Origin of the sequence: Brevibacterium sp. 239c, from assembly GCF_900169365.1 — a bacterium.
In the GTDB taxonomy this organism is placed as follows: domain Bacteria; phylum Actinomycetota; class Actinomycetes; order Actinomycetales; family Brevibacteriaceae; genus Brevibacterium.
In genome coordinates, this window is sequence record NZ_FXZH01000001.1 from 119,959 (window position 1) to 142,554 (window position 22,596).

A 22,596-nucleotide genomic window follows, 5' to 3' on the forward strand; every position below is an offset into this window, starting at 1 on the left:
TAACCGCCAGGGCAAGGCTAATATTCCCGGTCACTGATTCAGACGAGCGAGCAGCACGGCAGCACGGCGTGATATGACAGAACGAACCGCTGACCGTGGACGCCGAAGGCTTCCATGGCCGACTTCAAGGGAGATGATGGCATGAATGGCGCCGAGAGCCTGCTGGAGACACTGGGTCACAACGGAATCGAAGTCTGCTTCGCCAACCCCGGCACCTCGGAGATGCATTTCGTGGCGGCCCTGGATCGGCAGCCTCACGTCCGCGGTGTGCTCGGCCTTTTCGAGGGCGTTGTCACCGGGGCCGCCGACGGCTACTCGCGAATGCTCGACAAGCCCGCGGCCACGCTGCTGCACCTGGGGCCGGGTGCCGCCAATGGCCTCTCGAGTCTCCACAACGCACTCCGGGCTCGGACCTCGATGGTCAACATCATCGGCGATCATGCCGGCTACCACCGGAGCCTCGACGCACCCCTGACCTCTGACATCGAAGGGGCACTGCGGCCCTTCAGCAACTGGGTGCGCACCTCACCATCGGCGAACTCCATCGCCAAGGACGCAGCAGATGCCATCGGCTACAGCCTCTCGGGACAGATCAGTTCGCTCATCCTTCCCGCCGATACCGCGTGGAACACCGCCGATGAGTACACTCAGCCACCGAATGCGGTCGCACCCACCTCGCCGTCGATCAACCCGGCCGAGGTGGAAGCGGCGGCGGCACGTCTGAGGGAGGCCGGCCCCCGGACTGCCATCCTCCTCGGTGGACGTGCTCTGCGCTCATCGCAGCTCGAGGTCGCCGCCAGAATTGCTGAGGCGAGCGGTGCCACTCTGCTGGCAGAGACCTTCGCAGCACGGACCGAACGAGGTGCCGGGCGGCCCACAGTGACGAAGATTCCGTATCCGGTCGAACCGTCCGTTGAGCTTCTGAAGAACTTCGACGCGCTCATCTTCGTTGACGCGAAACCGCCCGTCGCCTTCTTCGCCTACCCGGACAAGCCGAGTGTGCTCACCGCACCTGGCACCACCTTCTACACGCTCAGCCCCATCGGTGCTGATTCGCTGCAGGCACTTGAGGACCTTCGCGAGGCGTTCGAGGCAGGGCCGGTAGGCAATCACTTCGCCGAGGCGGCCAGCAGTTCAGCTGGTCACCCTTCTTTGCGTGCGGAGCTGGCTCCGGCTTCTGTTCCCAGTGGCACCGTCACCGCGGCGAAACTCGCCGCGTGGCTCTCGGGTGCCATCCCCGAGAACGCGATCGTCCTCGACGAATCCATCACCACGGGCCGGGACTTCTACGCACAGACGGCCACATCGCAGCCCCACGACTACCTCGGCGGAACCGGTGGGTCCATCGGGTGGGCGCTTCCCGTCGGTGCTGGAGCTGCGATCTCGAGCCCCGACCGGAAGGTCATCGTCTTAGAATCCGACGGTTCGGGGATGTACAACCCGCAGTCTCTGTGGACCTACGCGCGGGAGCAGCTCGACATCGTCGTCCTCATCTTCGCCAACCGGAAATATCAGATTCTGCGCAATGAGATGTCCAATGTCGGTGTCCCCGACTTCGGGCCGAAAGCCGAATCTCTGCTCGACATCGGCAACCCCGCCATCGACTGGGTCTCGCTGTCCCACGGCATGGGTGTGCCAGCCACGCGAGTAGAGACCATCGAGGACCTCGACCGCGACTTCCGCGCAGGCTTGGCTGATTCGGGACCACGACTCATAGAGGTTCTCGTCTGAGGGTGGTTGAGGCCGAATAGTTTCCTAGTCGTCAGTCGAAATTGTCGCCTGCGTGAGATTCATCGATCGCCTCATGTGAGCCGTCTAGATTCCGATACAGCGTGACTCCCTCGTGCAGTGCGGTTGACTGCATCCGGGTCTCCGAACTGTCTTCGGTATATCCGACTTTCTCTCCCTGGCCGATATTCACGCTTTTGAATCGCCTGGCCAGGCGGATGATCGGGTTGGTGGATGTGTGTGATCTCTTCACTTCTGCGGTCATGATGATTCGCCCCACTTCATCGCAGATTCAGTGAATTGATTATAGCTCTGGCGGCTGGGAAAGCTCCTTGGAATCTGCCCGGAACGGTTGGGCTGGCGTGGTGGTCTGAATGGCACCCGGAGTGACGGTCGCTGACCAGATTTGGATAGGGTGGTGCCATGAAGTCTGTCCCTCAGCTTGTCTCGGCAATAGCCGCGGCGCTCGCCCTTTCACTCAGCGGTTGCAGTGGCAGTGAGTCCGAGGCCGGTGACATCGAGTCCGGTCAGGTCGCCGAGGTTCCCAGCAGTGACTTCGACACCACCGATGAGCTCGGTGACTTCCTTCGCGACACTGTCGCCGAGGTCCATGTGCACCGTGAGTCCGAGGGCAACCCGGACTTCGATCACAACAGAGACGCCGACCGCCTGCACGTCGAATTCCCTTCAAACGGCCAGGTGAACACCGATAAGAAGGCCACAGCTGATGCGGTTCAAGCCGCGGGCAGCGCCGAATTCGCCTATGACATGCTCATGGTCACCGGCACCACCGATGCAGGCACCTGGTCGTATATGTTCAGCACCGACACCGTGGATGAGCTCACTGCCAGTGGCTCAGTCGTTGAAGCTGACTCCGTATGGGACTCCGCCGACCAGGACTTCGACTCCGTCCATCGCTGAGTCTGCAGGCAGTTGACAGTTCCACATCCAATGACGGATATTGCGATCATGCGACGAAGCAGTCAGTGCGGCAAACGAGAATGACCCCTCAAAGTTCTCCAGACCCGGCCGGTCAGGCGCCCGGTAAAACGCCCGGGGCGCCGACGAACCGCCCCGAACCCAGCCCGAGGACTGGGCGTACCGTGACCCACAAGGTACTCAGTCTGTTGACGACCTTCGAAGAACCTCGGCGCAGTTTCACTCTGACGCAGCTGGCTGATTCGGCCGAGATTCCACTCAGCACGGCTCACCGACTGGCAAATGAACTGGTGGAATGGGGCTTCCTCACTCGCACAGCACAGGGCAGATACCAGTTGGGCCTACGGATCTGGGAGATGGGCCAAAACGTCGGACAGCAGCTGCGTGAAACGGCGCGGCCCTTCATCCAGGACCTCTACTCCCTCACCGGTGAGACCTCCCAACTGGCCATCCGCGATGGCCGCGAGGTCCTCTACATCGATCGCGTCTACGGGACGGAGCGCGTGCCTCGAGCCTCTCGCGTGGGCGGGCGTCTGCCGATGCATTCGACGGCGGTCGGGAAGGTGCTCCTTGCGTATGAAGAGCCGTGGGTTCGCGAAGCCTATCTGCAGCGGCCGATGGATCAAGTCGCGCCACGCACAGTCATCAACCCCGGCATGCTCTCGCGCCAGCTCGACACGATCATCGACGAAGGTTACGCGGTTACGGTCGAAGAGCAGCGTTTGGGTGCGTGTTCAATTGCGGTTCCCGTGTTTCACTCGGGCCGTATCGGGGCTTCACTCGGGCTCGTTGTCGCCTTCGAAAAGGCGTCCACGTTGACCCGTCATCTCCCAGCACTGCGAGGCATCAGCAAGCGGATCGAGCAGGCCACGGCTCACATCCCGCTCGAGACCCTACTGGAATCTCAGTTCAATGCCCACGGACGCCACTGACAAGGATCAAGACCGAAGTCACTTCCATCCAGCGGAAGTCTTTCCGCTGCTCAAGCCGTCCCAGCCAGTAGTGTGATCAGCACGTTGAACAGTGACTGCGATCACAGGAGAGGCAATGACTTTGGATTCGGCACAGACCACCGGCGGCTGCCCCTACAGCGGCTCCGCCAACAGCAACACGAGCGATCATCACGGGTTCGAGCCCTTCGACATGAAGGACCCTTTCCCTTCCTATGCAGAGATGCGCAAAGAGGAACCCGTAATGTTCGACGAGAGGGTCGGCTACTGGGTCGTCACCCGCTACGACGACATCAAGACCGTCTTCGAGGATTGGGAGACCTTCTCCTCCGAGAACGCCCAGGCGCCCGTGCGCAAACGCGGACCACAGGCCACACAGATCATGCAGGACGGCGGCTTCACTGCCTATTCGGGGCTCTCGGCCCGCGTTCCACCGGAGCACACCCGAATCCGTACGGTTGTGCAGAAGGCCTTCACACCTCGGCGATTCAAAGTCCTCGAACCTCAGATCAGGGACAATGTCATCTCCCGTGTCGAGACTATGCTCGCCCGTGCCGACAAGGACGGTGAACTTGTCCGCGATCTTGCCTATGACATCCCGACGATCACGATTCTCACCCTGATCGGTGCCGATGTGTCCAAGGTCGACACATATAAGCGATGGTCTGATTCCCGCGCAGCCATGACCTGGGGAGACCTGAGCGATGAGGAACAGATTCCTCACGCCCACAATCTCGTCGAATACTGGCAGGAATGCCTGCAGCTCGTCGCCGGCGCGCACAAGAACGGCGGGGACAGTATGACTGCCGATCTCGTCCGCGCTCAGTCAGAAGGCGCAGAGATCACCGACCATGAGATCGCCTCGGTGCTCTACTCGCTTCTCTTTGCCGGACACGAGACAACGACAACGCTGATCGGAAACTGCTTCCGAGTCCTGCTCAACCATCCCGAACAGTGGCAGACCATCATCGACGATGAGAAGAAGATCCCCGCCGCGGTCGACGAGGTGCTTCGCTATTCCGGATCGATCGTCGGCTGGCGTCGCAAGGCACTCAAGGACGCCGAGGTCGGGGGAGTGAGCATCAAGGAAGGCGAAGAGCTCCTTCTGCTCATGGGGTCGGCAAACCGCGATGCGGACCGCTTCGACAACGGCGAAGAATTCGACATCGGCCGCTCCAACGCCCGTGAACACCTGTCGTTCGGGTTCGGCATCCACTACTGCCTGGGCAATATGCTCGCCAAACTTCAGGCCAAGATCTGCCTTCAGGAAGTCACCCGCCTGGCCCCGAACCTGCAACTGGTCGGCCCCGACTCCATCGACTTCCGCAAGAACCTGTCGTTCCGGGTCCCGATCTCCGTACCCGTGACCTGGTGAGAGGACCATCATGAACTACGTCCAGACATTCCATGCAGACATCGAACCCGAGCTGGAGAACCTTGGTGGCAAGGGAGCTTCACTGGTCACGATGACCGCCGCAGGCATGCCCGTACCACCCGGATTCGTCGTCACCACGGCGGCGTTCGACTCATTCCTCTCCGACTCCGGAATCGCCGATGAGATCCTCAGCGAGCTGAATGGCCTCGACACCGACAACGTCACCGAGGTAGACACGGTCTCAGCTCGGATCCGCGAACGACTCACCAGCGCCGAGGTGCCCGAAAGTGTTCGCACTGCCACCCGTGACGCCTACGACGAGCTCATCACCCAATGCGGTGGCGAAGTTCCCGTCGCCGTGCGTTCATCGGCAACCGCCGAGGACCTGCCCGACGCCAGCTTCGCGGGCCAGCAGGATACCTATCTGTGGATCAACGGCTACGCCGGTGTCACCGATCACATCCGCCAGTGCTGGGCCTCCCTCTACACCTCCCGCGCCATCATCTATCGACTGAAGAACTCGATCCCCGACGAGGGACTGTCGATGGCCGTTGTCGTGCAGAAGATGGTCAACGCCCGCACCGCGGGAGTGGCAATCACAATGAATCCCTCGAACGGGGATCGCTCCAAGATCGCCATCGATGCCTCATGGGGAGTCGGAGAGACTGTCGTCTCAGGACTCGTCACCCCCGACAACATCCTTATGGACAAGGTCACCCTGCAGGTCGTCACCGAACACATCGGTGAAAAGCACATCGAGCTCGTTCCCGCCGACGGAAAGCTGGCCGAAAGAGAGGTCAGTGCCGAACGTGCCGAGGTACGCTGCCTGACCGATGAGGAAGTGACATCGGTGGCGAGCCTCGCCAAACGTGCCGAGAAGCACTACCAGTGTCCACAGGACATCGAATGGGCACTCGACCGGGACCTGCCTGACGGGGAGAACCTGCTCCTGTTGCAGTCCCGCCCGGAGACAGTCCACTCCTCGGCCAAGAAGAAGACTGAGACGGACGAATCAGTGAAGAAGCCGGCCACTGCTGGCATCGATCTCGGGTCGATCACCGCGTCACTGATGAAGTCCAACGGCTGAGGCCCAGCCACCAAACACACATCTACTCTGATAAGCAATGGAGCAGCACAATGCCGATGAAGTCATTTCCACGTCCCTCTGACCTGCCTGTCCCTGCTGGGGCCGAAGGCTGGGAGAAGATCTATCCCTACTACCTCGTGTTCCAGGATGAGCTGAAAGACATCGAGGACGAGAAGTTCTGGTTCTGCGACTCCCAGCACTGGCCCACCGCCTTCAAGCCCTTCGAAACGATCGGCGGAGAGTTCGCCGTCAAATGCCTGGGCCAGTACAACGCCCGTCACCTCATGATCCCCAACGCCAACGGGATCGACTTCCGTGTCCACCTCGGCTACCTCTACATGTCGCCGATCCCGGTCCCCGAAGAGCAGATCGAAGCTCGACTGCCAGAGTTCCAAGCTCGTATCGGCCACTACTTCGCGAATTGGGACACGATGCTCGACCAGTGGCGAACCAAGGTCCGCGGCACGATCGACGAGCTGGAGTCGCTGCGCTTCGACCCGCTGCCGGAAATAGTGCCCATGGACGACATCGTCTCAGGCAAGGCCATGGACGGATCTGAAGTCCTCATGGAGAACTACGACCGACTCATCCAACTGTGCTATCAGAACTGGCAGTACCACTTCGAGTTCCTCAACCTCGGATACATCGCCTACCTCGACTTCTTCAACTACTGCAAGGAGATCTTCCCCGATATTCCCGACCAGTCGATCGCGACCATGGTCCAGGGTGTCGACATGGAACTGTTCAAGCCCGATGACGAGCTCAAAGAACTTGCCGCGCTTGCCGTCGAGCTCGGCCTGCAGTCGAGGTTCGACAATACCGATAACGCCGCTGAGGTGCTTGATGCCATCGCGGCTGCCAAGGGAGGAACCCGTTGGTTGGCCAGGTGGGAGGAAGCACAGGACCCATGGTTCAATTTCACCACCGGCAACGGCTTCTATGCCCATGACGTGTACTGGCGCGAAGAGCTGTCAATTCCGCTCGGGTTCATCGCGGACTACATCCGACGCCTCGATGACGGCCAGCAGATCATGCGGCCCACGGAGGCTCTCATCGCAGAGAAGGACCGGATCGTCGGTGAATACCAGGACCTGCTCGACAGCGAACAGCGCGAGGTCTTCGACGCCAAACGCCAGCTCGCCGCCACCGCCTACCCGTATGTGGAAAACCACAACTTCTACATCGAACACTGGACGATGGGCGTGTTCTGGCGCAAGGTTCGTGAGCTTGCTCGCACCCTCGTCCACCATGGTGTCTTCGCTGAGGAAGGTGACCTGCTCTACCTCAACCGCAATGAGGTCCGAGATGTCCTTTTCGATCTCGTCACCTCGTGGGGAGTCGGGGCACCACAGGGACCGATCGCTCCCGCCTACTGGCCGCCGGTGCTCGAAGAGCGCAAGGCGATCGTCACGGCGCTGAAGACTGCACGCCCGCAGCCTGCGCTCAACACACCACCGGAGTCGATCACCGAACCCTTCACCCGGATGCTGTGGGGAATCACCACCGAACAGGTTCAGTCCTGGCTCTCGGCCGACGATGAGGACAGCAGCGGGCTCAAGGGCATGGCCGCCTCGCCGGGCGTCGTCGAAGGAACAGCACGGGTGATCATGGACGCTTCCCAGATCCACGAGGTCGAACAGGACGAGATCCTCGTCGCACCCATCACCGCACCCAGCTGGGGGCCGATCTTCGGCAAGCTCAAGGCCACCGTCACCGACATCGGCGGCATGATGAGCCACGCCGCCATCGTCTGCCGCGAATACGCACTGCCCGCCGTGACAGGCACAGGCAATGCTTCGACGAAGATCCGCACCGGTCAGCGCCTACGCGTCGACGGCACCCGCGGCACCGTCGAAATCCTGGACGTCGAGGAGACCCTGCCCGAAGTATCGGGGCCCGGAGCTCACAGCCACGCCCACGCACCGGTTGGTGGATGACATGAGTGATCCACGCACCGTCCTCATCACTGGCGCGGCAGGTGGCCTCGGTCGTGCCTTCGCCGAAGGTTTCGCAGCCGGCGGCGACCGTGTGATCGTCGCCGATCGCAACATCGACGGCGCCGAAACGACGGCAGCGGCACTGCGAGCCACCTCGGCGGAGGCATTGGCCGTAGAGGTCGACGTCACCTCGGCGGACTCGACGAAGGCAATGGCGAAAACCGCCGCAGAGTTCGGTGGCGGACGCATTGACGTTGTCATCAACAATGCCGCGATCTATGCGGGGATCACTCGTGCCCCCTTCGAAGACATCAGCGAGGACGAATGGGACCTCGTGATGAACGTCAACCTCAAGGGCCCGTGGCAGGTAGCCAGGGCGCTCAGCCCACATCTGCCCGAGGGCGGACGAATGATCAACCTTTCGAGTGCGACGGTGATGTCGGGATCAGCCAACTGGGCCCACTACGTCGCTTCGAAGGGCGGGGTCATCGCTCTGACCAGGGTGCTGGCAAAGGAGCTCGGACAGCGTTCGATCACCGTCAACGCAATCGCCCCGGGCTTCACCCTCACCGAGGCCAGCCTCGAGCTCATGGACGACGCCGAAACCTATGGCGTCGACCGGGGAGCCATCAAACGATCCAGCCAACCCGACGACATCGTCGGTACGGCACTGTTCCTCGCCTCGTCGACGGCCGGTTACATCACCGGTCAGACCATCGTCGTCGACGGCGGACGCCAATTCATCTGATCAGGAGGAATTACCATGCCGACAGTTCACTTCACCGATTCCGAGGGCACCACACGTGACATCGACGCGAACCCGGGCGACTCCGTCATGGAGACAGCCGTGCGCAATGGTGTCCCCGGTATCGTCGCCGAATGCGGCGGATCCCTGTCCTGCGCCACCTGCCACGTCTTCGTCGACGAGAACCAGCTCGACGAGCTGGATCCGATGTCGGAGATGGAGGACGAGATGCTCTACGGAACCACCGAAGACCGTGAGGACAACTCGCGCCTGTCCTGCCAGCTCAAGGTCACAGACGCCACCGACCTGCGTGTGACCACTCCTGAATCGCAGGTGTGACATGCCCCAGACACAAGAACGCACCACCACCGAGGCGGTCGGCAGCACCGCAGCCTGCGCCGCAGAGTCGTCGACCGTGCACACCGAAACTGGGATCCTCATCGTCGGAGCGTCTCAGGCCGGAGTGCAACTGGCGATTTCGCTGCGAGGAACCGGTTTCGAGGAATCGATCACCCTCCTCGGAGAAGAGGACCACCGACCCTACCAACGTCCGGCCCTGTCGAAAGAGTTCCTCCAAGGCAAGGTCGACAAAGAGAATCTCATCTTCCGATCGGCAGAGTACTGGGACGATCACAACATCACCCTGGTCAAGAATTCGCGGGTTGAGCGGATCGAAAAGAACTCGGATGGATCCGGTGTCGCTCACGCGACCGACGGGCACCAGTACCCGTTCCGACGCGTTGCACTGGCCGTGGGCGCACGAGCCCGCCCACTCGAAGTTCCGGGTGCGGGCCTGTCAGGAGTCAGCTACCTGCGCAGTGCCGACGACGCACTCGACCTCAAAGGCCGTTTAGACGAGTTCACCGATGTCGTCGTCATCGGCGGCGGATTCATCGGACTCGAGGTCGCTTGCTCGCTGCATGGGATGGGCAAAACCACAACCGTGCTCGAACACGGTCCACGGCTCATCGGACGCGCCGTGGGCGAGCCGACATCGGAGTACTTCCTCAACGCGCACCGCGATCGTGGAGTCAACATCATCCTCAACTCAAGAGTCGAATCACTCGTTGACGCAGGCAACGGCAAGGTCTCGGGTGTGAAACTCGAAGACGGAACGATCGTTCCCGCCCAGCTGGTCATCGTGGGCATCGGCGTCATCCCGAACACGGGACTGGCCGAGCAGATGGGACTCGAAACCGACAACGGCATCGTCGTCGACAGGTACGCTCTGGCTTCCGACGGATCGACGATCGCAGTCGGCGATGTCGCAAACATGCCCAACCCACTGCCGGGAGCGCCTGAGGGGGAGAGGATCCGCCTCGAGAGCGTCAACAATGCGATTGAACACGCCAAAGTCGCCGCCTATTCGGTGTCTGGCCGGCGTGAAGAATACGCAGGTATCCCGTGGTTCTGGTCGAACCAAGCCGATATGAAACTCCAGATCGCGGGACTATCGATGGGCTTCGACTCAACAGTCGTGAGACGAGTCGAAGAGAAGGGCAAATTCACCGTTCTGTACTACCGCGAGGGGCAGATCATCGCAGCTGACTGCGTGAATGCGCCCTTGGATTTCATGGCCGTGCGGGCCGCACTGGCTAAGAACCAGCAGATTCCCGCCGAGGCTGCAGCCGATCCCGACGTCATGCTCAAAACGCTGGCGGTTGACCGAGAGGACACCCGATGAACACTTCGACGAACACGTCCCCGAATGCTCAGACTGATGCCTCGGACCCAGGGGCTGAGGCTAGTTCCGCACCGACCGATAACGGCCGCGACGGCGACTACGCACAGTGGGCACCTGCAGAGTCCACCTCGGAATTCGAATCGGACCCGCGCGCCGCGCGCTTCGCAGCGGACTATCCGATCCGCCCGATCCCGGCCGAGGGGCCTGTCGAGACCTCGACGATCTGCAACACTCCGACGGCCGGCTTCGACCAGTTGTGGAAAGCGATCGAACCCGAGACCCGTACACGCGGCAACGATGTGCATCTGCCGGTGTCCACGGCCTACGCGGAACGACTCTGCGCGGCTCACCCGCATGCAGACCGGGAGCTCGTGATCACCACGATCATCCTCCATGACACGGGTTGGGCTCATGTGGACGAATCCCGAATCATCTCCGAAGGTTTCGGCGGCGACTGGCGAAAAGCAGGAATCCGCTACGAACACGAACGCGAGGGGTGTCTCGTCGCTCGGCGAGTGCTGCCGGCCCTCGGCTACTCCGAGGACTTCATTGAGCGAGTTTGCGAGATCATCGACGGGCACGATACGAGGCCAGTCGCCTTCAGCCTTGAGGATGCACTGGTCCGTGACGCTGACCGGCTCTGGCGCTTCGACCGGGCTGGAATCGCGTTGTCCTCGTCGTGGTTCGGCATGGACATGGCTACGTACACCGATCGGCTCAGGGATGAGATCATCCCCGAACTCATCACCGCCGCAGCCGTGGACATGGCAACGGCAGACCTGGCCCGCCACCGGAGTCTCTTGCGAACGGAGGTAATCCGATGATCTCTCGCGCAGAGGTGCTTGCACGCCTGCCGTACACCCACGTTGATGATCACTTCATCGGCGGGGCGTGGACTGCTTCGAGCGACATGACGCGCAATCCAGTGACAGATCCCGCGACAAACGAGCAGTGGGGATCCGTCCCCGCTGCCACTGAGGCCGAGCTCGACCAGGCAGTCGGTGGCGCCCGTGCTGCCCTGCCCGAGTGGTCGGGCCTCCAAGCCGCGGATCGGGCAGAGTTCTTGGTGCGCATCGCCGACGAGATCGAGGCCCGGGCCGAGGACCTTGCTCTGACGAACACCTTAGAGAACGGCACACCGATCACGGAGACCCGAGGAGCGGCGGCAAATGCAGCCGGCATCTTCCGGCACTTCGCCACTTTGGCTTCGTGGCTCGACGACGAAGATGCACGCCTCTTCCCAGTCGGTGACGGATCCTACTCCGTCGTCCGCAAAGATCCTGTGGGTGTCTGTGCCTTGGTCGCACCCTGGAACTTTCCCATCAACCTCGTCGTGGTCAAGCTTGCCCCGGCATTGTTGGCCGGATGCAGCGTCGTCATCAAGCCAGCCTCGGTGACTCCTCTGTCGATTCGCTTCATCATCGACGCGGTCGCGGCCGCCGGTGTGCCGGCAGGAGTGGTCAATCTGCTCACCGGACCCGGACGCTTCGGCGATGCGCTGGTCAAACACCCCGGAGTCGATAAGGTCGCGTTCACCGGATCGACTCCGGTGGGACGCCAGATCGCCTCAGCATGTGGCCAGCTGCTGCGGCCCGTGACGCTCGAACTGGGAGGCAAATCCTCGGCGATCGTGTTGCCCGATGCTGATCTGCACGCCATGTCAAACGTTCTCATCCGCTCATGCATGCGCAACACCGGACAGACCTGCTATATTTCTACCCGCATCATCGCCCCAGCGTCGCGTTACGACGAGGTCGCCGAGGTCGTCGCCGCCACCATCGGCCGAGCGCAGCAGGGAGATCCGCTCGAAGAATCGACCGTGTTCGGCCCGGTCGCCTCGGCAGCGCAGTTTTCGACGGTGATGGAATACATTGACTCGGGACATGCTCAAGGAGCGCGTGTTCTCACCGGGGGAGAAGCTGCCGAGATGGGCGGAGAGCTGTCCGCTGGGCAGTTCATCGAGCCGACAGTCTTCGCCGAGGTGGATCCGGCCATGCGGATCTCCACCGAGGAGATCTTCGGGCCAGTCATCTCGATTCTTCGCTACGATGACTCGGCTGGCGTGCAGGACGCCATCGACTTAGCCAATAACACCGAGTTCGGGTTGGGCGGAATCGTATTCGGCGGCGATGAAGATCGTGCTCAAGCGGTCGCCGACCAAGTTGATTCGGGGTCGGTGGGAGTGAACTTCTTCGGATCGAACCACAGCGCGCCTTTCGGAGGCCGTCACGACTCCGGCCTCGGCGTTGAATACGGACTCGAGGGTTTGAGTCAGTACATCAGCTACAAGTCCATTCACCGGAAGGGTTAGTTGAGGACGCGAAGGCCCTCCCCACACGGGCCTAACAGGTGGCAGCTTCAAGCGATAACAGCCTCAACCGAAGACGGCCTCAGCCGATGCCGGCTTGGGCAATGAGATTGTCCAGTCGTCGGACGTCGAGTCCCTTGCCGATCTTGATCTTCACATGACCGGCCCGAGTCCACAGCTCCAGCTCCGCGTTGAAATCGAGTTTTCCGCTGTTCTCGCTCGACCACATGTTGATGGACGAATAGGGGATCGAGTACATCTCGACCTTCTTACCCGTCAGCCCCTGGGCATCACGGACGATGAGCCTCTTGTTCGTGAAGATCGCCGAGTCGCGGATCGTTCGATACGCAGCGACCGGAGTCTCTCCTGTCACCAGGATCGGACGGAGGTCGTCTGGAATGGGGCACTCAGAGGTGAAGGTCCACGCTGCCAATGCCTGAAGATCGTTAGCCATGATCGAATCATACTGCGAAAGTAGTGGGGTGGTGAATCAGGTGTTGGGCGGGGAGGCTGAGCGGGTGGCTACTTCTCCACCAGGACACAAGGTGACACTATTAACGTCGCTGATCGAGAACGATCGCTATATCTGCCACCTCCGAGCGCAGCTTTTCTAGGAGTTGATCGCTTTGGTCCCAATAGCGCCGCTCATTTTCAAGCGAGTCCCATTCAAATTCAGGGCCGTGCTGGTCCGTGAAGTGTGCGTTCCAGAGCTCCATCAATTCCCTCAGCCCAGATGCAAGTTCGTTGGACAGATCGTAGTCCCAGGGGTCCATCGCATACTTGTCGGTGCCGCTTTCCCATAGCGGGTACTTCCTCCCGAAATCGGGAAAGTACCTGATCTCGCGCAGCTTCTCGCCCATTCCTATTTCTCCACAACGACACCATCAGGGTCGGCGAACACCATTGCACCGGGACGGATCGTGGCTCCTCCGACCTCGACCGTGACGTCGAGCTCGCCATCGCCGGTCTTTGCGCTCTTGCGGGGGTTGCTGGCCAAGGCTTTGATGCCCAAGCCCATGGACGACAGTGCCACTCGGTCGCGGACAGCTCCATTGATGACGACGCCGGCCCAGCCGTTGTTCACGGCGAGCTCGGCGATCATGTCGCCCATGAGGGCAGTCGCGATGGAACCGCCACCGTCGATGATGAGCACGGCCCCGTCGCCGGGCTGGGACAGGGTCGACTTCGCCAGCGCGTTGTCCTGAAAGCAGCGCACGGTCCGAGCCGGTCCGGAGAACGAGTCCTTGGCACCGAAGTCACCGAAGTTCAGAGCAATCGAATTGAGTTCTGGTCCGCGTTCGTCCCAGAGATCAGCGGTCGAGACTGTCATGGTTTTTCCTCCAAGATAGGTGAGTCACACAAGTAGGTCAGTTGAGAAGATGTTGGTTCTTGGCACCAGACTATGCGAATGCTCCGGCCCGAGCATAGAGTCCGGGCACACCACCCGAGTGGATGAAGACCACATGATCGTCGGGCCCGAAATGTCCCTGTCTGATGAGATCGATGAGGCCAGCCGCGGCCTTCCCGGTGTACACCGGGTCGAGGAGAATTCCCTCGGTCTGAGCGAAGAGGCGCACCGCTTCGATCATCTCCGGTGTCGGCAGCGCATACCCGGTGCCGAAGTACTCGCCCAGGCCGAGGCTGCGATCGCGGGGGACCGGTGGGAGTTCGAGGAATGAGGCCACCTCGTCGACGAGGCCTACGATCTTAGGCTCCTGATCCTCCTGCGAGCGGCTGACGTTGATGCCGACCACAGGAATCTGACTGCCGGCACCGTGAAGACCGGCGATGAGTCCTGCCTGCATCCCAGCAGACCCACTCGGGGTCACGATCGACGAGATGTCCAGGCCCACCTCGGCGAACTGGGTGAGCAGCTCCTGCGCGCAATCGACATAACCCAGGGCGCCGGTGACGTTCGAGCCACCGACGGGGATGACATAGGGTTTTCGCCCCTGAGCCTCGAGCTCTGCGGCCAGCTCGGCTACGCGGGCGAGCAGGTCACTGCCGTTGGGATTAACCTCAATCGAATCCGCGCCGAGGAGGTCAAAGAGCAGGAAATTGCCCGTGTGCTCGGGCGGATTGCCACCGGCGTCCGCCGGGATCGGCACACCATCGGAACCGAGGTCCTCTTCGAGGATCAGGTGGCATTGAAGTCCCTCACGCCTGGCCGCCGAGAGCGTGAGTCGGCAGTGGTTGGACTGCACGCCGCCCGCGGTGACGAGAGTATCGGCCCCCTGTGCCAAGGCATCGGCGATGAGGAACTCGAGCTTGCGGGTTTTGTTCCCACCTTGTGTCAGGCCCAGCTGGTCATCGCGTTTGATCCAGATCTGGGGGCCGCCCAACTCCGTGCTCAGATGCTCGAGGTGTTCAAGCGCGGTGGGTCCGTTGGAGTAGCGGCGGCGAGGCAGTGTGTTCAGGTCAACCATGGTTCCTGAGTCTACGTGCCAACTGTTCTCGGCAGGCTCAGTGGGACGACTCAGTGCGGTCCTTGAACTGGATATGGTGAACCGCCGGGTGCAGGCCATGTGTGGCGGCTTCATTGTTGACTCCGAAGATCAACAGTTCTCCGGTGACCTTGTTCTTATAGACCACGGACGACGACTTGCCGGCCCCGTCGGCGGCGATGCGATCCCACTGACTCGCATGCTCGTCACCATGCTTGGACAAGGCTTTGACGACGCCGGGTGTGGCGTATTCCCGGACTTCTGTGTCGGAGCCGACACCCCACGCCTTCACGAGGGCATCCGCGTAGCCGGACGCATTCGTCGGATAGCCATCGCTGTGCGCATCGACGGCAACACTGACCTCGGAGCCCGAGCCGGAGCCGGAATCTGCTGGGGAATTCGTTGCGGCCAGCGCGGATCCGCCGGTGATTGCTGCTCCCGCGAGGCCAACGAGCGTCGCGACTGACAGCGCTGCTGCGTGATTGCGAAAGGTGGTGTTCATAGCGTCATTGCCTCCTGCTGTGACAGTCAGAGTGAGTGACCGTCGGTGAGATGTCATCGATCCCAATGATTATCGTCACTGCAGGTGAGCGACGAACAGCGGTCCCTGAGTAAGCTCTCAGCGACTGTTGCAGTTCTGCGAATTTCACGTTGCAACGACGTCGCAACTTCGAGATATTTGCATGAACCCTTGTGGAAATGCCGAGTTGACGGACCGACAAGGACGGTTTCAAGCGGGCGGCCGAAATGCGATCGTGATCAAGAAATTTCGGACCAGGTGTCGTCTCGGGGGTGTCGTCGGACTTAAACGTCGGCCGATTCGGTGGTGTCCGAGCCGGTGACATCGGGGTCGAGCTCCTGAGATTCTTCGGACTTGTCCATCCAGTCCTTCCCGTCCAGGACGCGGGCGACCATCATAGAACTGGCCTGATCGCCGACCGCGTTGACGGTGGTGGCCGGGGGATCGATGACGGTGCCGATGATCTGGATGACAGGCAGGGCCGCGGCAGGGAAGCCGTAGAGGGTGATGATCATCAGCTCCCCGATGAATCCGCCCGAGGGGATGCCGGCCATGACCATCCCAGCCAGCAGGGCCACAGCGATGCCGATGAGGATATTTCCGGGGGTGAAGAAGTCGCGCTGGAAGACGGCGAAGAGGAAGGCGATCTTGAGGATCGCAGACAGACTCGAACCCTCCATGTGGATCGTCGCCCCGATCGGAATGATCGTCTCCCGAATATCGCGGGGCACACCGATGCGCTCACCGGCCCGGAGATTGGCCGGGATCGCGGCCACCGAGGAGGACGTGCCCAAGGAGATCGCCGTCGGCTCGATGATGTTCGCCCAGAACGCGACGATTCCGCGCCGGCCGCCGGCAAGGAAGGAGTAGAGCGTGAAGGCGACGACGAAGTAGACGATCGCCACGGGGTAGTAGACGAGGAAGGCACGGACGTAATCGCCGACCAGCTGTGCCCCGAGCTCACCGATCAGAGCCGCGAAGTAGGCGCCCAGGCCGATCGGGGCGTAATACATGATGATCGAGGTGAACTTGAGGAATACCTCGGATCCCGAATGGAGGAATGCGGCGAACGGGCGGCCCGCCTCGCCGATCTTGGACGTGGCGATGCCGACGATGACCGCGAAGACGATGAGGGCGAGCATGTGCTCGGCGGAGAGGATCTTCGAGAAGTCGTCGACGACGAAGGTCTGAACAAGCTGATCGCCGATCGATCCGAGCTCTTCGACGTCCTTGGGCTGAGTCATCTCGACCTGGACGCCCTGGGTGGCCTTGGTGATCCACAGGGCCGCGATCATCACGATCGAAGCGATGATGCCGGTGACCGCGAAGATGCCGAGCATGCTGCCGAGGATCTTGCCCAGCCGCGTGGCTGAGGACATACCCGCCACCGCCGAAGAGATGGAGAAGAAGACCAGCGGCACAACGAGGGTGAACATCATGTTGATGAACAGCGTGCCGAAAGGTTTGATGACTGCGGCCTTCTCGCCGAAGATCAGGCCGATGATCGCACCGATGACGACGCCGGTGAGGATGAACAGCGGGAAGCGATAGTTGCGCAGGATTTGGCCGAGCTTCGACGGGGACTGCGGCGGGTTGCCGGCAGCTGCTGGGCCTGCAGTGGATGCCATGAGCGACGACCTTTCCGGGGTATCGGGGTGCTCGGAGAGCAAGGAGAACTGTTCAGGCGATCCTAAGGGATTGAGCGAATTCAAGCTGAGTCGTCCGCCCGGTGAAAGCGGACTTCCGGAGCGGCAGGCGAGCGGCAGGCGAGCGGCAGGCGAGCGGCAGGCGAGCGGCAGGCGAGCGGCAGGCGAAACACCCTGTGCTTAACGATCAATTAGTTTAGACTGGGTTTCGTGAACGATCAGAACCTGGACAATGTTGTCCCTCCGTCTTCCACCGACTCCCTGCTCTCATCAGCAGACATCGAGTTCCTCCTCTACGATTGGCTGCGCGTCGACGAGCTCTGTGAGCGCGAACGATTCGCCGGACACTCCCGCGAAACCTTCGACTCGGTGCTGTCCGCCAGTGAGGAGCTGGCAAAGGAGCACTTCGCCCCGCACGCTAGAAAATCCGATCTCAACGAACCAACCTTCGACGGGGAGAGAGTCACCCTCATCCCCGAGATCAAGACTGCACTCGAACGATTCGCCGATGTCGGGCTGCTGTCAGCGACCATGGACGAGGAGGTCGGAGGCATCCAGCTGCCCCAGACCGTGGCCACCGCCTGCTTCACCTGGTTCCAATCGGCGAACATCGCGACCTCGAGTTATCCGATGCTGACCATGGCAAACGCCGGCCTGCTGTTGGAATACGGGACACAGGAGCAGATTGAGACCTTCGTCCTCCCCGAGATCGAAGGCCGGTTCTTCGGCACCATGTGCCTCTCGGAACCCGAAGTCGGATCCTCACTTGGTGACGTCACTACGCGAGCCGTCCCCGATCCAGACGGGCCCGAGGGCATCTTTCGGGTACACGGCACGAAGATGTGGATCTCCGGCGGCGACCACGAACTGTCCGAGAACATCGTCCATCTCGTCCTCGCCCGGGCCGACGGCGATGGACCGGGAACCAAAGGGCTCAGTCTCTTCATCGTGCCCAAGCACCTCGTCAACAGCGACGGCAGACTCGGTGAACGCAACGATGTCGTGCTCTCGGGCCTCAACCACAAGATGGGCTGGCGCGGGACCACGAACACGCTGCTCAACTTCGGGGAGGGAACGCACACACCACACGGTTCATCCGGTGCTATCGGCTACCTCGTGGGGGAGCGCGGCAAGGGCCTGTCCTACATGTTCCACATGATGAACTCGGCGCGCATCGGCGTCGGTGCTGGGGCCGTCGCGCTCGGCTACCACGGTTACCTCGACGCACTGCGCTATGCCCGTGAACGCCGCCAGGGCCGCTCCGACGACGGCCGCGGCAAGGATTCCCCGCAGGTCCCGATCATCGAACACGCCGATGTCCGCCGCATGCTCCTGGCCTCGAAGAGCTACGTCGAAGGCGGACTCGGTCTCATCCTCTACGCCGCCACGCTCCTCGACGAATCCGAAACTGCAGAGGACGAGGCCGAGCGTGCACGCGCGGCGCTTCTTCTCGACGTGCTCACCCCGATCGTGAAGACCTGGCCAAGCGTGTGGGGGCTGAAGGCCAATGACCACGCGATTCAGGTCCTCGGCGGAGCCGGCTACACCCGCGACCATGCCGTCGAGCAGCTGTTCCGCGACAATCGACTCAACCCGATCCACGAAGGCACACACGGCATCCAGGCCAAGGATCTCCTCGGCCGCAAGGTCGTCATGAGTGGGGGAGAAGGGCTGAAGGTTCTCGTGGAGGAGATGCGCTCCACCCTCGCGGAGGCGACCGCTTCGACCTCGTGGAACGCAGAAGCTGCTGCTTTGGCAGCGGCCATCGACCGCGTCGAGACCGTCACCGCCGCTGTGTGGAAGTCGGGTGAACCTGTTCATGCGCTGGAGAATGCGTGGACCTACTTCGAAGCGGTGGGGCACACGGTCATCGCCTGGCTGTGGCTGCAGCAGGGTATGGCCGCCGAGGCAGCCGTGGCCTCACGTGGTGACTCGAGGCTGCTGAGTGGCAAGATCGCTGCGGCCCGCTACTTCTTCGTTCATGAACTGCCGCAGACCGGGCCCTGGTTCGACCTCGTGGAAAGCGGCCCGTCGACGTTCACCGGCCTGGACGACAAATGCCTGTGAAGAGGTTCTGCTCTTCCGGCTTTCACCGAGAGCATCCCCTTGTTACGGTGGCGGCACAAGCGGAATGTTCTCGTCGTTCCCCTTAAGAATCAGTACCGGTTGCGATGAGGCGTCCGCACTATCCGAGGAGGGAAGCACGATGACAGTAATTTCACCGTCGACAACCACGGATCTCTACCCCACCCGCACCGGTGAGACCACCGAAGTCCTCGACCGCAGGGGACCGATCGCCTTCGGCTCTGCCGAACAGGGGCCTCTCGATGCGAAGTCGCTGCAGCATTACGATGACAAGGGGTTCCTCACCATCGATGAACTCATCACCCCCGATGAGCTTCAGACGTTCCGAGCCGAGCTTGCCCGTTTGGCCAATGACCCGAAGGTCAAGGACGATGACGCCACCATCGTCGAGGCGAAGTCCAACGAAGTCAGATCGATCTTCGACATTCACCGCAGCAATGAGATCTTTCGCAAGATCGCCAATGATCCCCGGGTCATCGCCCGCGCGGAGCAGCTGCTGGGGTCCGAGGTCTACATCCACCAGAGCCGCATCAACTACAAGCCGGGGTTCGTGGGCAAGGAGTTTTCCTGGCACTCCGACTTCGAAACCTGGCACGCCGAGGACGGCATGCCCGAGCCACGTGCAGTGAGCCTGTCGTTGTCGCTGACTGACAACTACTCGTTCAACGGGCCGCTGATGATCATGCCCGGTTCGCATCAGCGCTACATCAGCTGTGTCGGAGGCACCCCGGAGGACAATTACAAGAAGTCACTGGTCATGCAGGGTGCGGGCACTCCCGATCCGCAGACGCTGACTGACTTCGCCGATGAATACGGCATCGATGTTCTCGAGGGACCTGCCGGTGGTGCGGTCATGTTCGATTCCAACTGCATGCACGCCTCGAACGGAAACGTCACGCCGTATTCGAGGTCGAACATCTTCATCGTCTACAACTCGGTGGAGAACACATGTGTCGAACCTTTCGCCGCACCGAAGCCGCGGCCGGAATTCGCCTGCAGCACGGACTTCACTCCCGCCGGTTCCTGACGCGGACGACCTGAGGCAGTACGGACGGCCTGACACAGAGGCCCCAATCTGATGGAGAGGGTCCGGCACCTGGATGACCAGGTGCCGGACCCTCTTTCAGCCTGTCAGGGACTCTTCGTCTGTCAGCGTGTCCGCGTGTCAGTCGTTTGAGTCGCTTCGCTGGGGCGCCTTCGACTCGTCGACGGCCTCATGCGAGCCATCCGGGTTGCGGTAGAGCTTCACGCCCTCGCCGTCGGCAGCAGTTTGGGCTTCCTCTTCGACGTGTTCCTGAACGTATCCGGGAGTTGATCCGTATGAGACGTCCGGTCCGCTCGCCTTCGAAGCCACCTCGTCGAGTTTGTCGTTGATCTTGTCGATCTTCTTCCGCTGATCCTGATCGTCAGTCATGTCTCAACACCCCACTTCGTCCAGATCGGTCTGAGCCTCCATTCTGCTCCGAGGCAGGTCGGAGGGGGCCAGGAGCGGGCCGCTTGGCACCGACAGACTGATCACAAGATAGTTTGTCGTTTAGGGCTGCGTTCCTGATACGGTCGCTGACCGTGAAAGATGCATCAGCCTCCACCACTCGTCCCACTGCCTCCCGCCCGAACGATCGCATCGTCTCGATCGATGTCATCCGCGGCATCGCGATCGCCGGCATCCTGCTCGTCAACATCACCTATTTCCTCAACAGCGCCGGTCAAACCGCGGAACCGCGAGGCGTCGATGCCGTGGTGTGGCAGGTCGTCGACATCCTTGCATTGGGAAAGTTCCACTTCGTCTTCGCCTTCCTCTTCGGCACTGGGGTCTTCATCTTCCTCTCCCGACTGCGGGCGAAGGGCCGTTCCACCTGGGTTTACATCCGACGTATGCTCATCCTGATACTCGCCGGTGTGGTGAACTCCGCACTGGGAGGCATCGATGTGCTGACCTCGTACGGATGCCTCGGCTTGGTGCTTCTGCTGCTCACCCTCCTGCCGCGATCGATTCTGTTCATGGTCGCCATCGCTGCGGCGATCATCCCGGACTCTCTGCACCTGGTCTCCACTCTTACTGCCGCGGGTCCTGAGGTTCCGGGAGCACTGCTGCTGATCTTGGAGTTCGGTCGCACACTGGGTCATATGGCCCTCGGGTTCTGGTTGGCCGAACGCGGCCTGTTCGCCGCAGGAACTCGGGTTCCGGTTACCCGGATCTTTATGATCGCCCTGGTGGTATCGGTACCTGTCTGGGTCTGGACCATCGCTGCCGGGACAGGGACGGACGCGGCTCATGAGATCGCGTTCCGCACGGCGATGATCCCCGGCCTCATGTACATCGCCGGGCTGATCCTGCTCCTTCGTCTGCCGGTCGCGCGGGGTTGGCTGTCGTTCCTGCGCTTCTACGGCCGGATGGCGTTCAGCAACTATCTTGGTCAGACCGTCATCTGTGTGACGGTGCTTCCGCTGTTCGTTGCTGCTGGTCAGCTGTCTGCCGTCTCCGCATTGAGTTTCTGTCTCGGTGTCATTGTGGTCCAATGCGTGTTCTCGATGCTGTGGCTGCGTTGGTTCCGTTTCGGGCCCCTGGAGTGGGTCTGGCGCTGCGGCACCTATTTGGAGATCACGCCGTTGCTGGTGAGAGGATCGAACCGGAGCCTGTGAGGTATTCCGAAAACAGTATCGCTAGAGGCGCACGGAGGTGCATGATGGAGTTATCAGGTTTGCGCACCGACAGCCGAGGGGAGGTGTAGCCATGTCTGAGAATCCTCAGCCGGAGAAGGGCAGGGACGAATCTTCAACCACCCCCGCCGAGGCGAGCGACAGTTCCGAAGGAAGGTCAGAGTCAGAGCAGATCCGTCATGACCACGAGGACGAGATGGTCGACGAATGGGAAGACGAATCATTCCCCGCCAGTGACCCACCAGGTCACTACTGACCAAGCCTGAGGCGAGATGACTAGCGCGCAGCCCCTTCGGACTGCAATTGCGGTTCGATGGGGCAGCGCGCTTTACTGTCAGTGCGGTCGAATCAGGAGCTCACCGTCCGAGCAGACGGAGCGGAGCGACGGGGGAGATCGCGGGCCACACGGTCGAAATGACTCATTCCCTTCCACAGGCGTTGGTCTCCGATGACATAGAGCCGTCGTTTCGCGCGGCTGACTGCGACG

Annotated in this window: 23 protein-coding genes; 15 read left to right on the plus strand and 8 right to left on the minus strand. The window is 61.5% G+C overall.

Annotation, left to right across the window (positions count from 1 at the left end):
* Window positions 1-114: 114 nt before the first annotated feature.
* Window positions 115-1,731 carry an acetolactate synthase large subunit gene (locus BSP239C_RS00540; protein WP_219618819.1) on the plus strand — a complete coding sequence of 539 codons (1,617 nt, stop codon included), beginning with the start codon at window positions 115-117 and terminating at the stop codon, window positions 1,729-1,731.
* Window positions 1,732-1,762: 31 nt separating this feature from the next.
* Here the strand turns inward: BSP239C_RS00540 and BSP239C_RS00545 are convergent, their stop codons facing one another.
* A complete protein-coding gene (locus tag BSP239C_RS00545) occupies window positions 1,763-1,993 on the minus strand; it encodes a hypothetical protein (protein WP_145997388.1) in 231 nt (76 codons plus the stop codon).
* 158 nt (window positions 1,994-2,151) lie between these two features.
* Between BSP239C_RS00545 and BSP239C_RS00550 the strand changes: the two genes are divergently transcribed.
* The 10 genes from BSP239C_RS00550 to BSP239C_RS00595 all read left to right on the plus strand — a co-directional run bounded on the left by BSP239C_RS00550 (window position 2,152) and on the right by BSP239C_RS00595 (window position 12,756).
* Window positions 2,152-2,649, plus strand: a complete 498-nt coding sequence (locus BSP239C_RS00550; protein ID WP_101569667.1) for a hypothetical protein — start codon at window positions 2,152-2,154, stop codon at window positions 2,647-2,649.
* 182 nt (window positions 2,650-2,831) lie between these two features.
* Window positions 2,832-3,599: an IclR family transcriptional regulator gene (locus tag BSP239C_RS00555; protein ID WP_257929977.1), complete on the plus strand. Its 768-nt coding sequence runs from the start codon at window positions 2,832-2,834 to the stop codon at window positions 3,597-3,599.
* A 115-nt stretch (window positions 3,600-3,714) separates the two neighbouring features.
* Window positions 3,715-4,992: a cytochrome P450 gene (locus tag BSP239C_RS00560; RefSeq protein WP_101569669.1), complete on the plus strand. Its 1,278-nt coding sequence runs from the start codon at window positions 3,715-3,717 to the stop codon at window positions 4,990-4,992.
* A 10-nt stretch (window positions 4,993-5,002) separates the two neighbouring features.
* Window positions 5,003-6,079: a PEP/pyruvate-binding domain-containing protein gene (locus BSP239C_RS00565; RefSeq protein ID WP_101569670.1), complete on the plus strand. Its 1,077-nt coding sequence runs from the start codon at window positions 5,003-5,005 to the stop codon at window positions 6,077-6,079.
* 50 nt (window positions 6,080-6,129) lie between these two features.
* Window positions 6,130-8,016, plus strand: coding sequence for a PEP-utilizing enzyme (locus BSP239C_RS00570; protein ID WP_101569671.1), 1,887 nt, complete (start codon window positions 6,130-6,132; stop codon window positions 8,014-8,016).
* 1 nt (window position 8,017) lies between these two features.
* Entirely contained in the window at window positions 8,018-8,764 is a 747-nt protein-coding gene (locus tag BSP239C_RS00575) for an SDR family NAD(P)-dependent oxidoreductase (RefSeq protein ID WP_101569672.1), read from the plus strand.
* A 15-nt stretch (window positions 8,765-8,779) separates the two neighbouring features.
* Window positions 8,780-9,100, plus strand: coding sequence for a 2Fe-2S iron-sulfur cluster-binding protein (locus BSP239C_RS00580; protein ID WP_101569673.1), 321 nt, complete (start codon window positions 8,780-8,782; stop codon window positions 9,098-9,100).
* 1 nt (window position 9,101) lies between these two features.
* The gene (locus tag BSP239C_RS00585; protein ID WP_101569674.1) at window positions 9,102-10,445 is read left to right on the plus strand and encodes an NAD(P)/FAD-dependent oxidoreductase; all 1,344 of its coding nucleotides are present in this window, start codon (window positions 9,102-9,104) and stop codon (window positions 10,443-10,445) included.
* A complete protein-coding gene (locus tag BSP239C_RS00590; RefSeq protein ID WP_101569675.1) occupies window positions 10,442-11,269 on the plus strand; it encodes an HD domain-containing protein in 828 nt (275 codons plus the stop codon). The genes BSP239C_RS00585 and BSP239C_RS00590 overlap by 4 nt, the downstream gene beginning before the upstream one ends.
* Window positions 11,266-12,756, plus strand: a complete 1,491-nt coding sequence (locus tag BSP239C_RS00595; protein WP_101569676.1) for an aldehyde dehydrogenase family protein — start codon at window positions 11,266-11,268, stop codon at window positions 12,754-12,756. Before BSP239C_RS00590 ends, BSP239C_RS00595 begins: the two co-directional genes overlap by 4 nt.
* 79 nt (window positions 12,757-12,835) lie before the next feature.
* Here BSP239C_RS00595 and BSP239C_RS00600 read toward each other — a convergent pair whose 3' ends face one another.
* From BSP239C_RS00600 to BSP239C_RS00625, 6 genes are all read right to left on the minus strand, one after another.
* Window positions 12,836-13,207, minus strand: coding sequence for a PH domain-containing protein (locus BSP239C_RS00600; protein ID WP_101569677.1), 372 nt, complete (start codon window positions 13,205-13,207; stop codon window positions 12,836-12,838).
* Window positions 13,208-13,307: 100 nt separating this feature from the next.
* Window positions 13,308-13,613, minus strand: a complete 306-nt coding sequence (locus tag BSP239C_RS00605; RefSeq protein WP_101569678.1) for a hypothetical protein — start codon at window positions 13,611-13,613, stop codon at window positions 13,308-13,310.
* Window positions 13,614-13,615: 2 nt separating this feature from the next.
* On the minus strand, window positions 13,616-14,083 hold the full coding sequence (gene rraA / locus BSP239C_RS00610; RefSeq protein ID WP_101569679.1) for a ribonuclease E activity regulator RraA: 468 nt from the start codon (window positions 14,081-14,083) through the stop codon (window positions 13,616-13,618).
* Window positions 14,084-14,153: 70 nt separating this feature from the next.
* Window positions 14,154-15,179 carry a D-cysteine desulfhydrase gene (locus BSP239C_RS00615; RefSeq protein WP_101569680.1) on the minus strand — a complete coding sequence of 342 codons (1,026 nt, stop codon included), beginning with the start codon at window positions 15,177-15,179 and terminating at the stop codon, window positions 14,154-14,156.
* A 37-nt stretch (window positions 15,180-15,216) separates the two neighbouring features.
* On the minus strand, window positions 15,217-15,699 hold the full coding sequence (locus tag BSP239C_RS00620; RefSeq protein ID WP_101569681.1) for a hypothetical protein: 483 nt from the start codon (window positions 15,697-15,699) through the stop codon (window positions 15,217-15,219).
* Between the two features lie 302 nt (window positions 15,700-16,001).
* Window positions 16,002-17,345: a dicarboxylate/amino acid:cation symporter gene (locus BSP239C_RS00625; RefSeq protein WP_101569682.1), complete on the minus strand. Its 1,344-nt coding sequence runs from the start codon at window positions 17,343-17,345 to the stop codon at window positions 16,002-16,004.
* Between the two features lie 228 nt (window positions 17,346-17,573).
* On the opposite strand from BSP239C_RS00625, the gene BSP239C_RS00630 reads away from it, so the two are divergent.
* Both BSP239C_RS00630 and thpD read left to right on the plus strand, forming a co-directional pair.
* Window positions 17,574-19,430, plus strand: coding sequence for an acyl-CoA dehydrogenase (locus BSP239C_RS00630; protein ID WP_257929979.1), 1,857 nt, complete (start codon window positions 17,574-17,576; stop codon window positions 19,428-19,430).
* 139 nt (window positions 19,431-19,569) lie between these two features.
* Window positions 19,570-20,475, plus strand: coding sequence for an ectoine hydroxylase (gene thpD, locus BSP239C_RS00635; RefSeq protein WP_101569683.1), 906 nt, complete (start codon window positions 19,570-19,572; stop codon window positions 20,473-20,475).
* A 138-nt stretch (window positions 20,476-20,613) separates the two neighbouring features.
* Here the strand turns inward: thpD and BSP239C_RS00640 are convergent, their stop codons facing one another.
* Window positions 20,614-20,862: a hypothetical protein gene (locus BSP239C_RS00640; protein WP_101569684.1), complete on the minus strand. Its 249-nt coding sequence runs from the start codon at window positions 20,860-20,862 to the stop codon at window positions 20,614-20,616.
* A gap of 152 nt (window positions 20,863-21,014) precedes the next feature.
* Between BSP239C_RS00640 and BSP239C_RS00645 the strand changes: the two genes are divergently transcribed.
* Entirely contained in the window at window positions 21,015-22,091 is a 1,077-nt protein-coding gene (locus BSP239C_RS00645) for a DUF418 domain-containing protein (RefSeq protein ID WP_101569685.1), read from the plus strand.
* Between the two features lie 91 nt (window positions 22,092-22,182).
* Window positions 22,183-22,365, plus strand: coding sequence for a hypothetical protein (locus BSP239C_RS00650; RefSeq protein ID WP_101569686.1), 183 nt, complete (start codon window positions 22,183-22,185; stop codon window positions 22,363-22,365).
* Window positions 22,366-22,596 lie beyond the last annotated feature (231 nt).

What these genes read in the sequence shown, in the direction of transcription:
- BSP239C_RS00540 (WP_219618819.1), top strand. Translation starts at nt 115, where the DNA reads ATGGCCGACTTCAAGGGAGATGATGGCATGAATGGCGCCGAGAGCCTG.
- BSP239C_RS00545 (WP_145997388.1), bottom strand. Translation starts at nt 1,993, where the DNA reads ATGACCGCAGAAGTGAAGAGATCACACACATCCACCAACCCGATCATC.
- BSP239C_RS00550 (WP_101569667.1), top strand. Translation starts at nt 2,152, where the DNA reads ATGAAGTCTGTCCCTCAGCTTGTCTCGGCAATAGCCGCGGCGCTCGCC.
- BSP239C_RS00560 (WP_101569669.1), top strand. Translation starts at nt 3,715, where the DNA reads ATGACTTTGGATTCGGCACAGACCACCGGCGGCTGCCCCTACAGCGGC.
- BSP239C_RS00565 (WP_101569670.1), top strand. Translation starts at nt 5,003, where the DNA reads ATGAACTACGTCCAGACATTCCATGCAGACATCGAACCCGAGCTGGAG.
- BSP239C_RS00570 (WP_101569671.1), top strand. Translation starts at nt 6,130, where the DNA reads ATGCCGATGAAGTCATTTCCACGTCCCTCTGACCTGCCTGTCCCTGCT.
- BSP239C_RS00575 (WP_101569672.1), top strand. Translation starts at nt 8,018, where the DNA reads ATGAGTGATCCACGCACCGTCCTCATCACTGGCGCGGCAGGTGGCCTC.
- BSP239C_RS00580 (WP_101569673.1), top strand. Translation starts at nt 8,780, where the DNA reads ATGCCGACAGTTCACTTCACCGATTCCGAGGGCACCACACGTGACATC.
- BSP239C_RS00585 (WP_101569674.1), top strand. Translation starts at nt 9,102, where the DNA reads ATGCCCCAGACACAAGAACGCACCACCACCGAGGCGGTCGGCAGCACC.
- BSP239C_RS00590 (WP_101569675.1), top strand. Translation starts at nt 10,442, where the DNA reads ATGAACACTTCGACGAACACGTCCCCGAATGCTCAGACTGATGCCTCG.
- BSP239C_RS00595 (WP_101569676.1), top strand. Translation starts at nt 11,266, where the DNA reads ATGATCTCTCGCGCAGAGGTGCTTGCACGCCTGCCGTACACCCACGTT.
- BSP239C_RS00600 (WP_101569677.1), bottom strand. Translation starts at nt 13,207, where the DNA reads ATGGCTAACGATCTTCAGGCATTGGCAGCGTGGACCTTCACCTCTGAG.
- BSP239C_RS00605 (WP_101569678.1), bottom strand. Translation starts at nt 13,613, where the DNA reads ATGGGCGAGAAGCTGCGCGAGATCAGGTACTTTCCCGATTTCGGGAGG.
- rraA (WP_101569679.1), bottom strand. Translation starts at nt 14,083, where the DNA reads ATGACAGTCTCGACCGCTGATCTCTGGGACGAACGCGGACCAGAACTC.
- BSP239C_RS00615 (WP_101569680.1), bottom strand. Translation starts at nt 15,179, where the DNA reads ATGGTTGACCTGAACACACTGCCTCGCCGCCGCTACTCCAACGGACCC.
- BSP239C_RS00620 (WP_101569681.1), bottom strand. Translation starts at nt 15,699, where the DNA reads ATGAACACCACCTTTCGCAATCACGCAGCAGCGCTGTCAGTCGCGACG.
- BSP239C_RS00625 (WP_101569682.1), bottom strand. Translation starts at nt 17,345, where the DNA reads ATGGCATCCACTGCAGGCCCAGCAGCTGCCGGCAACCCGCCGCAGTCC.
- thpD (WP_101569683.1), top strand. Translation starts at nt 19,570, where the DNA reads ATGACAGTAATTTCACCGTCGACAACCACGGATCTCTACCCCACCCGC.
- BSP239C_RS00640 (WP_101569684.1), bottom strand. Translation starts at nt 20,862, where the DNA reads ATGACTGACGATCAGGATCAGCGGAAGAAGATCGACAAGATCAACGAC.
- BSP239C_RS00650 (WP_101569686.1), top strand. Translation starts at nt 22,183, where the DNA reads ATGTCTGAGAATCCTCAGCCGGAGAAGGGCAGGGACGAATCTTCAACC.